Annotated in this window: 13 protein-coding genes; 5 read left to right on the top strand and 8 right to left on the bottom strand. The window is 47.9% G+C overall.

From position 1 onward, the window contains the following. Positions 1-29: 29 nt before the first annotated feature. From hisF to ACQ4M5_RS34685, 6 genes are all read right to left on the bottom strand, one after another. Positions 30-800 carry an imidazole glycerol phosphate synthase subunit HisF gene (hisF, locus tag ACQ4M5_RS34660; RefSeq protein WP_430680348.1) on the bottom strand — a complete coding sequence of 257 codons (771 nt, stop codon included), beginning with the start codon at positions 798-800 and terminating at the stop codon, positions 30-32. A 198-nt stretch (positions 801-998) separates the two neighbouring features. Further along, positions 999-1,502 carry a cupin domain-containing protein gene (locus tag ACQ4M5_RS34665; RefSeq protein WP_430680349.1) on the bottom strand — a complete coding sequence of 168 codons (504 nt, stop codon included), beginning with the start codon at positions 1,500-1,502 and terminating at the stop codon, positions 999-1,001. A 367-nt stretch (positions 1,503-1,869) separates the two neighbouring features. Then, entirely contained in the window at positions 1,870-2,199 is a 330-nt protein-coding gene (locus ACQ4M5_RS34670; RefSeq protein WP_430680350.1) for a hypothetical protein, read from the bottom strand. Between the two features lie 99 nt (positions 2,200-2,298). After that, a complete protein-coding gene (locus ACQ4M5_RS34675) occupies positions 2,299-2,622 on the bottom strand; it encodes a DNA-binding protein (protein WP_430680351.1) in 324 nt (107 codons plus the stop codon). A gap of 5 nt (positions 2,623-2,627) precedes the next feature. After that, positions 2,628-2,999: a type II toxin-antitoxin system RelE/ParE family toxin gene (locus ACQ4M5_RS34680; RefSeq protein ID WP_430680352.1), complete on the bottom strand. Its 372-nt coding sequence runs from the start codon at positions 2,997-2,999 to the stop codon at positions 2,628-2,630. A gap of 776 nt (positions 3,000-3,775) precedes the next feature. Then, a complete protein-coding gene (locus tag ACQ4M5_RS34685) occupies positions 3,776-4,261 on the bottom strand; it encodes a hypothetical protein (protein WP_430680353.1) in 486 nt (161 codons plus the stop codon). A gap of 109 nt (positions 4,262-4,370) precedes the next feature. On the opposite strand from ACQ4M5_RS34685, the gene ACQ4M5_RS34690 reads away from it, so the two are divergent. The 3 genes from ACQ4M5_RS34690 (at position 4,371) to ACQ4M5_RS34700 (ending at position 6,780) form a co-directional block, all read left to right on the top strand. Continuing rightward, positions 4,371-4,688, top strand: a complete 318-nt coding sequence (locus ACQ4M5_RS34690) for a hypothetical protein (RefSeq protein WP_068382504.1) — start codon at positions 4,371-4,373, stop codon at positions 4,686-4,688. Positions 4,689-4,761: 73 nt separating this feature from the next. Continuing rightward, the gene (locus tag ACQ4M5_RS34695) at positions 4,762-6,270 is read left to right on the top strand and encodes a stress-responsive protein Ycf46 (protein WP_430680354.1); all 1,509 of its coding nucleotides are present in this window, start codon (positions 4,762-4,764) and stop codon (positions 6,268-6,270) included. Positions 6,271-6,426: 156 nt separating this feature from the next. Beyond that, positions 6,427-6,780, top strand: a complete 354-nt coding sequence (locus tag ACQ4M5_RS34700; RefSeq protein WP_059000258.1) for a DUF1257 domain-containing protein — start codon at positions 6,427-6,429, stop codon at positions 6,778-6,780. 102 nt (positions 6,781-6,882) lie between these two features. Here the strand turns inward: ACQ4M5_RS34700 and ACQ4M5_RS34705 are convergent, their stop codons facing one another. Together ACQ4M5_RS34705 and ACQ4M5_RS34710 are read right to left on the bottom strand one after the other, a co-directional pair. Further along, positions 6,883-7,359 carry an AAC(3)-I family aminoglycoside N-acetyltransferase gene (locus tag ACQ4M5_RS34705; RefSeq protein WP_430680355.1) on the bottom strand — a complete coding sequence of 159 codons (477 nt, stop codon included), beginning with the start codon at positions 7,357-7,359 and terminating at the stop codon, positions 6,883-6,885. 35 nt (positions 7,360-7,394) lie between these two features. Next, positions 7,395-7,916: a phosphoribosyltransferase gene (locus ACQ4M5_RS34710; protein WP_430680356.1), complete on the bottom strand. Its 522-nt coding sequence runs from the start codon at positions 7,914-7,916 to the stop codon at positions 7,395-7,397. Between the two features lie 101 nt (positions 7,917-8,017). Between ACQ4M5_RS34710 and ACQ4M5_RS34715 the strand changes: the two genes are divergently transcribed. Further along, positions 8,018-9,448 (top strand): MFS transporter, encoded by a 1,431-nt coding sequence (locus ACQ4M5_RS34715; RefSeq protein ID WP_430680357.1) that lies wholly within the window; start codon positions 8,018-8,020, stop codon positions 9,446-9,448. Between the two features lie 79 nt (positions 9,449-9,527). Further along, positions 9,528-10,259: an SIMPL domain-containing protein gene (locus ACQ4M5_RS34720; RefSeq protein WP_430680358.1), complete on the top strand. Its 732-nt coding sequence runs from the start codon at positions 9,528-9,530 to the stop codon at positions 10,257-10,259. The last annotated feature ends 121 nt before the right edge of the window (positions 10,260-10,380 follow it).

A 10,380-nucleotide genomic window follows, 5' to 3' on the forward strand; every position in this document is an offset into this window, starting at 1 on the left:
ACTGTCCGATTTATCCGAGTCTCGCCATTCTATGTGCGTCTGATCGGGATTTGTCGATCGCTTAAGTATGTCTTTATCTGATCGACGCTTAACTGACCGTAATGTAACAAAGACGCAAGCAACGCCGCTTCCGCTTTACCTTCCGTTAAGGCTTGATAAATATGTTCACAATTTCCTGCTCCGCCAGAGGCAATCACCGGAATTTCGACTTGATTCGCGATCGTACTCGTCAAATCCAAGTCATATCCCGCCTGAGTCCCATCCGCATCCATGCTGGTAATCAGTAATTCCCCGGCTCCGCGTTCTGCAACTTCTTTCGCCCAAGCGATCGCATCCATTCCCGTATTTTCCCGACCGCCCCGCACATACACATCCCAACCCGGATTCGTCGGATCTTCTCGTCTGCGAGCATCGATCGCCACCACGATACATTGAACGCCGAATCGATCGCTGGCTCGATTAATCAAATCCGGATCACGCACTGCCGCCGAATTAATACTGACCTTATCGGCTCCCGCTCTCAGCAATTTCTTAATCGTGTCCAAATTCTGAATCCCGCCCCCAACCGTCAACGGAATAAACACTTGTTCCGCCGTCCGATACACCACATCGTAAATAATGTCTCGATCTTCATGCGTTGCGGTAATGTCCAAAAACACAAGCTCATCCGCCCCCGCCTCGTTGTAAGCCTGCGCGAGTTCCACCGGATCGCCTGCATCCCGCAAATCCACGAAGTTAATCCCTTTTACTACACGCCCCGCTTTGACATCCAAGCAAGGTAGAATTCGTTTTGCCAACATAGCCAGTTATTTTCAGATGGGAAAGCATCCTACCGCTATCTTGCAACAGAGTCCATAGGGATGTGCTGGGATTTGGTGGGGAGTGGAAGAGCGATCGTAAACTAAGCTAACGACCCCGTTCACCTGCCGCTAGTGATCTTCTGGATCACTCAATCGTCTTGATACGGTCGGTGTGCAATGAGATGCTAAGCATCAGCCTCACGGTTCCGCATCCCAGTAGCTGAGGTTTGCTCCAATCCGTCCGATAATCTCGAATGGCTGTTCTCGATCCATGCTGCCTTCAGCCATGAACTTGCCAGAGTCCGGATATTCGCAGATCTCAGGCTCTTCCATCGTGCTGATAGACAAATATTTCAAAGGAGCATCAGAGGTATTGATTATTTGGTGAGGGTACTCTGGACCTGCGGGAATGAAGATAACGTCGCCAGTTTTGATTGGAATCATTTCATCCGCTACACGGAGCGTTCCATTTCCCTCTATGACAACGAACATCTCTTCCTGCGCGTGATGGAGATGGTACGGACAAACCCGCTTGCTGGGTGCTAGTACATCAAAGCATACTCCAAATTTCTTTGCTGCCGTATCGTTCGAGATTCTGAAGCGATCTGATTCGTATAGAGGAGTGCGAATGAACTTCTTAAGAGGAACCTCGTGAATGTTCCTAATGAGAATAGAAGCCAGCAAACTTGCTTTCTCAGACATGATAATACCTTCTTCTAACTTCCATCAGCTTCTTGTTAAGTGTATTACATTCAAATTCCTGCAAAATAAGGCTTTCAGCCTTGAAGCTGTATCTCACTAGATTGAGAGCTGCTGTATCAAGATGCCTAACTCTTACCACACTGAAATCTTCTGCATAGTGCGCTCCTATGGCTGTATGTGCAGAGACTTTCCTGGATTTACGATCGCGCTTTGGCGAGGAGCGTAAGAGCGATCGTAGCCTGAACTAACGACTAGCGCTTCACAAGCGGCAAATAAAATCTGGCATTAGTGTGTATTACCGTCCTGTGCAAGTGCTGGTTAGGTACTGCGTCATCACATACTGAGAGCTTCATCACAAACATCAGTCTTAGAGGGTGTTTGAAAAGTAGTCGTTCATCGCATCAATCGTCCCTCGAATAGAATTCGGGGCTATCGGAACGAAGTCTGTTGAAACAGACTGAAGAGTTTGCTGTAACTGGCTTTCAGTCCCCTTCAGTGGACTTTGTTCCGATAGACCGTGATTTCCAATCACGGGCGAAATGGCATCGAAGTGAAGCATCTTCCTATACTTTTCAAACATGCTCTTAGAGAGTGTTTGAAAAGTATAAAAAGCGGTTTTGCTGCGTTGCCAGTCTGCCCGGAAATGAATCTCCGGGCTAATGGAAGAAACCCCGCTGAAGCGGGCTGGGAGAATCATTCGGAGTTCTTAGCCCAGTTTAGTGGGTTTCCCTGATTAGCCCGGAGATTCATTTCCGGGCGGGTGAATGCGATGAACGATTACTTCTCAAACACCCTCTTAGACGTAAGAGACAGCCTGAACCTTGATATCTACACGCAGTTCTTTACGAAGGACATTGAAAATAGTAGTTAGATTATCCATCGTAGGATTACCTTTTGCAGATAGCATTCGGTGAAGGCTCTTGCTTGGTTTAGATGTTGCAATTGCTAGTTCTTCAAAACCTACGGTTGCATTGACAAGATCTCTTAATATAAGTCTTGCAGTTTCCGGTTCACCGTTGAGGAAAAGAGAAGCAGCTTCATCAAGTAAAGCTACTGCAAATTCAGGATCTCTCTGGATTCGCGCATTAACTGTTTCTTTGAAGTCTCTTGTTAAAACCATGACTCTTACCTCTTTTTTCTCTTCTTTTTTTCGTTTCCTTCCTGTGCGGGTGCTTCGATAGCCTTCTTCTTTCGTTCCTTATATTCCTGATACAGTTCCTTAGCTTGGTTAACGTCTGACTGCTGACCTTTCTTAGTACCACCCCCAAACAAGACAACGAACTGTTTTCCATCCTGAGCCAGGTAAATCCGATACCCTGGACCCCAATCAATCCTATATTCGCCGATTCCATCGAACCATTTGACGCTGGAGGTGTTACCTAGCTCTAGACGAGACTTAGCAACCGTCACCTTTGCTGCTGCTATGGCATCCAGACTATCAAACCATTCCTGATAAGGATTTGAACCATCTTCTCTAATATATTCTTGGACTTTCATACTAGATTAATGGTAACTTATACGTTACTGACCATCAAGAGCAATCCTTGGGTGGGGAATGTGTATCTGGCTCTTATTACACTGGAGTTTTCTGCACATCATCCTAAATCGGCGTACCATAACGCCTTCAGCGTATTCCACCACTTCGGGATGATATACGAAAATCTTTCTGTATAGTACGTCCTACGGTTGTATGAGCAGAAACTTTCCTGCATTTACGATCGCGCTTTGGCGAGGAGCGTAAGAGCGATCGTAAGCTGAACAAACTCACCCAATCTTCCGCACCTAACAAGCGTTAAACAAGGGGATGCAACGGCTTGTCACACAATCGGCGAGGTTGACGAAGAGGTTCTGAAATAATTTTTTTACCACTTGCTGCTTGCTGTTTCCGCAAGTCATCACAAATCGCTTTCAAATCGTAATTGAATGCTTTTGCGTATTCCTCTCGGATTTTATGAATTTCCTCTACAATCTCATCTCTCCACATTTCTGAGCTCCCATTAGTTCGTAAGGTGTACAAATTGTGGGTAACTCGTACCCAGCATCACAACTAATCTGGACTAGCTTTTTCTGAATTTGAGCATTTGCAATATGTTTACAGTTCCACCTGGCTGTTAAGTAACCAACAATACTCGTTTCTATGTAGACGGTCTCACTCATGAAGAAGTTGGGAAGTTAACTGCCTTAGTTTACAGCGAGCGTCCGCTGAAGCCTTCCAAATAAATATTTTCCGCCCTAAATATAAAGACTGATTCGACTCGATCGGCGACACCCTCCTATTTCGGCACTCGATATCGACTCGCAATAAACGAGAAAAATCGGTAATAGTTGCCAAACTGTGAACTGGGAGCCGTACCGCGCCAATGATATTCCACATCTTTTTGGTCGATCGTTAACATCATCGTGCTAGTCTGCGCCTCGACTTTCACCTCCAATCGTCCAGAAATTCCCTGCTCCGTTGTAAAGTTCGGAGTCGCTTTCGGTTGTTTCGGTTGATCCGGTCGCTTCAGTTTCGCCCAACTCCGAATTTCAAGCCCATTATTTCTCGGATCGCTAAACGCAATGCCGTCTTGATTCTCAGGTGGAATCGAATCGACCCAGCCCTCTGGATACAAAAACTCGAATCCAAATCGCGGATTCCGATACGTTTGCCAACGATCAGGAAGGCGATTCTGCTGAGGTTCTGAACGCTCCCAAGGCAAGCTGTCACAGCCTGTTAGCCCAACTAATCCAACTAAAACCCAACTCAAACCGTACTTCATAATGTAAACGATTGTAACAATAATGCTGTCATGCAGGCATACCGTCTTGACAGCTTCCAATCTGGCAGATATTGTATTTGCATACCCGGGTAAAACGACTGAAAGTTCTATGCAAGACAAGCAGAAAGTTACGCTGTATCTCCCGCCCGAATTGCACCGCAAGCTAAAAATCCAAGCGGCGATGAGTTCCGAGGCGATGTCAATCCTCGCAGAGAGGGCGCTCAATTTTTACCTCACTTACCCGGAGGTAGTTGAGCAGCAAGAAGAAGCTCATGGACAAACGCATCGGATCTACGACTGTCCCAGTTGTACCACTCCGGTTGTATTACGTAACGGCGAGTTGACTCCTCTGGGTCAGCAAGGCTCCATCCTCCAAGATGAGCTATCGACCGTCTCGATCGAAGAAAAGGTCGTCGTTCCCTGCTAGGGTCATCCCCAATTCAGAGTTCGTCAACCTGGTTCGCTTTACACATCTGCACCGTTTTTAGTGGGTCGCGGTTATGCAAGAAGAGCTAAATATCCTGTTACAGGCTCAATATCCTTTAATTTATCTTGTGACATCGGAAGAAGAGCGGGCAGAGCAAGCGATCTCGATTCTTGCTCAAACAAAGCCCCCCAAGCGGTTGTATTTGTGGACAGTGACCCACGGGATCGTTGAATATGGTCAACCCCGTAGCGTGACTCAGCACAACACAGTTTCCCCTGAAGCTGCGATCGAATGGGTAATGCGTCAGCGGGAACCGGGTATCTTTGTTTTCAAGGATTTGCACCCGTTCATTGATTCGCCTGCGGTAACTCGGTGGTTGCGTGATGCAATTGCTAGTTTCAAAGGAACGCAGAAGGCGATTGTGCTCATGTCTCCGGTGCAAAACATCCCGATCGAGTTGGAGAAAGAGGTGGTCGTCATGGACTTCCCGCTTCCCAACATGACCGAGTTGAATCAAGTTCTTACTACTCAATTAGATCAGATTCGCACTCGCCGGATTACGACCGAAACCCGCGAAAAGCTCCTCAAAGCTGCGTTAGGTCTAACCCGCGATGAAGCGGAAAAAGTTTATCGAAAGGCGCAAGTGACCGCCGGACGTTTAACCGAAGAAGAAGTTGACATTGTTCTATCTGAGAAGAAGCAACTGATTCGACGGAACGGAATTTTGGAGTACATCGAAGAAGACGAAACGATCGATTCGGTCGGTGGACTTGAAGAATTGAAGCACTGGTTGAAACAGCGATCGAACGCTTTCACCGAACGTGCAAGAGAGTATGGATTGCCCCAACCGAAAGGAATGCTCATTCTAGGGGTTCCGGGTTGCGGAAAGTCGTTGATTGCGAAAACGACTTCGCGACTGTGGGGATTGCCACTCCTACGATTGGATATGGGTCGGGTTTATGACGGTTCGATGGTTGGTCGATCGGAAGCGAATCTTCGGAGCGCTTTGAAGACCGCAGAATCAATTTCACCCGCGATCCTGTTCATTGATGAAATGGATAAGGCATTCGCTGGAACAACCGGATCAGCCGATTCCGACGGTGGAACTTCGAGCCGGATTTTCGGTTCCTTCCTGACCTGGATGCAGGAGAAAACCTCTCCAGTGTTCGTGATGGCAACTGCGAACCGAGTCGAGCGGCTTCCAGGAGAATTCCTTAGAAAAGGTCGATTTGATGAAATCTTCTTCGTCGATCTCCCCACTCCTGAAGAGCGTAAAGAGATTTTCAGAATCCACCTGACGAAACGCCGTCGAGAGATCGAACGATTCGACCTCGACCAACTCGCAAGCGTTTGCGACGGTTTCTCAGGAGCGGAAATTGAGCAAGCATTAGTTGCAGCCATGTACGAGGCATTCGCTCAAGATCGAGAGTTTACCCAATTGGACATCATTGCGGCTTCCAGAGCAACCATGCCGTTGTCCAAGACAATGACTGAGCAGGTCACAGCCCTTCGGGATTGGGCTAGGCAGCGAGCGCGACCTGCGGCAGCCTCAGTTGCTGAATATCAGCGGCTTGAGTTCTAACAAGCTTTCTCCTGTCTTCCCAACAGGATGAAGGGCTAGCATCATCAGCTAGCAGTCTGAATCGTTTTGAATGCTTGAGTTACGCTCTGGGTTCAAAACGTCTTAAACACCTAAACGTTGTCGTTGTTATCAACTTTTCCACGGAGGAAACCCAACATGTCTCACTTTAGCACTCTTCGTACCAAGATCACCGACGCAGAAATCCTCAAGTCCTCGCTCCGCGATCTGGGCATTTCGGTTAAGACTGAAGCTGATGTTCGTGGCTACAACGGACAGCGGGTTCGCTCGGACATCGTTGCAGTTCTCGATGGCGAGTATGATTTGGGCTGGTCGCGCAATGCGGATGGTTCGTTTGACTTGATCGCTGACCTTTGGGGTGTGGCGAAGAAGCACAACCAAACCGAACTGATCAACTCGATCAACCAAAAGTATGCGGTCAACAAGACCTTGGCTGAAGTCAAGCGTCCTGGCTTGAACAATGCAAACGTGAAATTGGTTGTCCAAAAATAGTTTCTCTGCGCGTTCCCAAGCTGGCGGGTTAACTTCTCACAGTTAACCCGTTTTTTTGTGTACGGATATTTGATTAAGAGCAGCAAATAAAGTTGCAGGTTGTCATTCATTACTATCATCGACTGTAATGTCGAAGTGCAGCACCTCCTCGCGGACTCCTAACTTTGTATAAAGTGCGATCGCAGGTGCATCTCCGATGTCCGCCTGCACGAATATGACATAGGCTGCCCGCATTACTGCAATCCGCTTGAGTTCTTGAATCAATGCCGTAGCGATCCCCTCGCGTCGGTGTGCTTCCGTGACAGCCAAATCATAGATATAAATTTCGCTGCGCTCCTGCTCAAACTTGTGAAGTTCGTATGCGGCGATTCCGCCCACGACCATGCCATTCTTCAACGCTGCAAGGGCGATGAAATAATCACTGGCGAGTAAACGCTCAAGATAAGTTTTACTTGGACGTGCTGCTGTATAGGTTTCTATCTCATCAAACGCTTTACCGAAGGTTGTCATCATGGATTCCATCAGCGCTAAGTCTTCAGATGTAAGCAGGTGAATACTGAATGGAAGTGAAGATGACATGGACTAACCCCAATGAATTTCAATGAAGAATTGGTTTATTCAGCAAGATTCAGAAGTTCCGCAGGTTCCATCTTCTCGTATTTCTCGAACGGCTGATGAATCCAGGGATTATGCTCTAGGTAATCTACATAGTAATCAGGCTTGATCACAGAACAGGCTTTGTACCAGAGAACGGCGGTGCGGACTTCTTCGATATAGAAACCGTAATGTCGATCGAGCCAAGGAATCGTTTTTTGCAAAGTTACTCCCGAATCGACTAGATCATCCACTAACAAGATATGACTTCCCAAAGCGAGCGAAGTCATCGTCAGATCTTTTGAAAACACCAAGGAACTTCTCGACTGGCTACTGCCTCGATACGAAGAAGTCGATAAAATTGCGAGCGGCACATCGTAAATTCGGGCAAGCACATCACCGACCCGCAAGCCGCCCTTTGCTAAACAGACGATTTGATTAAACTGCCAGTCCGATCGATAAATTTGGGCTGCGAGTTTTTCGATGAGTTGATGGTAATCTGACCAACTGACATGAAGATCGGACTGAGTGGAATCCGGCATAGTAGAAGTCAAAATAGATAAGTTTTTCTTCAACGTGCGAATCGCGCAGTCGAAGACGATGAAAATAATACAACTGTTACCCCGGATTCCGCGACTTCGTTATGAATAATTCTGCTGATCAGCCGATTTCCGAGAAACTCAACCTCAAAACTAAACTGGCTTACGGGGCTGGAGATCTCGGACCTGCAATCACGGCAAACATTCTGATTTTCTACCTGTCCCCGTTTCTGACTGATGTGGCGGGGTTGAACCCTGGATTGGCGGGACAGACTCAGCTCATCGGGAAAGTTTGGGATGCAGTAAATGATCCGATGGTTGGAGTGATGAGCGATAAAACGCGATCGCGGTTCGGTCGGCGCTATCCCTGGATGTTATTTGGAGCGATTCCGTTTGGGATTTTCTTCTTTCTGCAATGGATCGTGCCGAGATTTAGCGACAATCCAAACGGGCAACAGTGGGGATTATTTTGGTATTACACATTTATCTCGATCGTATTTGGCTGGCTGTATACGGTTGTGAATTTGCCATACACCGCGCTTACTCCAGAACTTACACAGGATTACGATGAGCGGACGAGCTTGAATAGCTATCGGTTTGCGTTCTCGATCGGGGGCAGCATTCTCTCGGTCGTGCTGGTTGGCGTGATCGGCTCGATGTTCACCGATTTGAGTCAGCGGTATCTTGTAATCGGTGCTATATGCGGGGTTTTGGGATTTCTACCTCTGTTTTGGTGCGTATGGGGAACGTTCGATCGCATGAAAGCTGTAGGACTTCAGCGACCTTTGGCGGAACAATCTGCTTCACTTCCGATCGGGCAACAACTCAAAATCGTCTTTAGTAATCGTCCCTTTCTCTTCGTCGTCGGGATCTATCTCTGTTCGTGGCTCAGTTTCCAACTGACAGCGGCGATTATTCCGTACTTTGTCGGAAGTTACATGAGGCTCGATAGCCCGTGGGCAGTTCCGAGCGTGGTTTTGGCAGTTCAATTGACGGCAATGCTCGTTCTGCCGATTTGGAATCGAGTGAGTCAGCGGATCGGGAAACGAGGCGTTTATGCGGCGGGGATGGTGCTTTGGATTATTGCACAAGGTGGATTGTTCTTTTTGCAACCGGGACAGTTGCCATTGATGTACGTATTGGCTGTGATGTCTGGATTTGGAGTTTCGGTGGCTTATCTGATTCCTTGGTCGATGCTGCCGGATGTGATCGAATTGGATGAACTGCAAACGGGACAAAGAAGAGAAGGAATTTTTTATAGCTTTGTCACGTTCTTGCAGAAGGTTTGTTTGGGGATTGCGGTGGCGATCGTGCTTCAAAGTCTCGATTGGGCGGGATATGTCAAACCCACTGAAGGCGTTCGTTTACCTGTTCAGCCCGACGATGTTCTACTGGCGATTCGGTTGTCGATCGGTCCGGTTCCGACGATCGCGCTTTTGATCGGAATGGTGCTGGTTTACTTCTATCCAATCACGCGAGAAGTTCATGCTGAGATTCGATTGAAGCTTCATGAGCGCAAACAGAATCAGAATTAAGTTGCGAAAAGCGTAACCGATCGCACCATTTCCCCAGTTCGATGGCAGAGTAGGTACATTCTTAAGTACGGCAATTCAGATGATGAGTACCATTCAAAAATCACCCTGGAAACGATTGGGCGCGATCCCGGTAGCGCTCGGCATTGTTGGCTTCTCAATGATTAGCCCCGTTTATGCACAGGAGAAACTCGTGCGAACCCTAACCGTTACTGGTCGAGGATTTGAAGACATCCAAACGACGATCGCACAAGTGAGATTAGGAGTCGAAGTCGAAGGCAAAACCGCAAACGATGTGCAGCAAGAAGTGGCACGTCGATCGAATTCGGTTGTGAATTTTTTGCGATCGCGCCAAGTGGAAAAACTCGAAACCACGGGAATCAACCTCAGCCCCCGCTATGATTACAACAACAATCGCCAAACACTGATTGGATACACCGGATCGAATAATGTTTCGTTCCGCGTTCCGACCGAACGTGCAGGCGGAATTATTGATGAAGCGGTGAAAGCGGGAGCCAGTCGAATCGATGGTGTGAGTTTTGTGGCATCGGATGATGCGATCGCGGCGGCTCAAAGACGGGCGCTTCAGAAGGCAACTCAAGAGGCGAATTCTCAAGCGGATGCGGTTTTTAGTGCTTTGAACTTGGCTCGCAAAGAAATCGTTAACGTTCAAGTGAATGGCGCATCGGCTCCCCCTCCAATTTTCCAAGATGTGGCTCCACGCGCAAGAGCGCAGGCAGCAACGGCTCCGAGTCCTGTCGTGGGAGGCGAACAGCGAGTCGAAGGTTCAGTAACATTGCAGATTAGTTACTAACCCAAGTTGCGGGTTAGGCAAGCCAGAGAAACTTTGTATCGATGAGCGCAAAGAAACCAGCGCAGCGATTGCTGCGCGTCTGGTGTAGAGCATTGCGCTTTACGTGCGAGCATTGCGCTTT

It is taken from the genome of Leptolyngbya sp. AN10 (assembly GCF_050565645.1).
Lineage (GTDB): Bacteria > Cyanobacteriota > Cyanobacteriia > Leptolyngbyales > Leptolyngbyaceae > Leptolyngbya.

Bases quoted from the DNA above. Each gene is read 5' to 3' on its own strand.
- hisF (WP_430680348.1), bottom strand. From the start codon at position 800: ATGTTGGCAAAACGAATTCTACCTTGCTTGGATGTCAAAGCGGGGCGT.
- ACQ4M5_RS34665 (WP_430680349.1), bottom strand. From the start codon at position 1,502: ATGTCTGAGAAAGCAAGTTTGCTGGCTTCTATTCTCATTAGGAACATT.
- ACQ4M5_RS34670 (WP_430680350.1), bottom strand. From the start codon at position 2,199: ATGATTCTCCCAGCCCGCTTCAGCGGGGTTTCTTCCATTAGCCCGGAG.
- ACQ4M5_RS34675 (WP_430680351.1), bottom strand. From the start codon at position 2,622: ATGGTTTTAACAAGAGACTTCAAAGAAACAGTTAATGCGCGAATCCAG.
- ACQ4M5_RS34680 (WP_430680352.1), bottom strand. From the start codon at position 2,999: ATGAAAGTCCAAGAATATATTAGAGAAGATGGTTCAAATCCTTATCAG.
- ACQ4M5_RS34685 (WP_430680353.1), bottom strand. From the start codon at position 4,261: ATGAAGTACGGTTTGAGTTGGGTTTTAGTTGGATTAGTTGGGCTAACA.
- ACQ4M5_RS34690 (WP_068382504.1), top strand. From the start codon at position 4,371: ATGCAAGACAAGCAGAAAGTTACGCTGTATCTCCCGCCCGAATTGCAC.
- ACQ4M5_RS34695 (WP_430680354.1), top strand. From the start codon at position 4,762: ATGCAAGAAGAGCTAAATATCCTGTTACAGGCTCAATATCCTTTAATT.
- ACQ4M5_RS34700 (WP_059000258.1), top strand. From the start codon at position 6,427: ATGTCTCACTTTAGCACTCTTCGTACCAAGATCACCGACGCAGAAATC.
- ACQ4M5_RS34705 (WP_430680355.1), bottom strand. From the start codon at position 7,359: ATGTCATCTTCACTTCCATTCAGTATTCACCTGCTTACATCTGAAGAC.
- ACQ4M5_RS34710 (WP_430680356.1), bottom strand. From the start codon at position 7,916: ATGCCGGATTCCACTCAGTCCGATCTTCATGTCAGTTGGTCAGATTAC.
- ACQ4M5_RS34715 (WP_430680357.1), top strand. From the start codon at position 8,018: ATGAATAATTCTGCTGATCAGCCGATTTCCGAGAAACTCAACCTCAAA.
- ACQ4M5_RS34720 (WP_430680358.1), top strand. From the start codon at position 9,528: ATGATGAGTACCATTCAAAAATCACCCTGGAAACGATTGGGCGCGATC.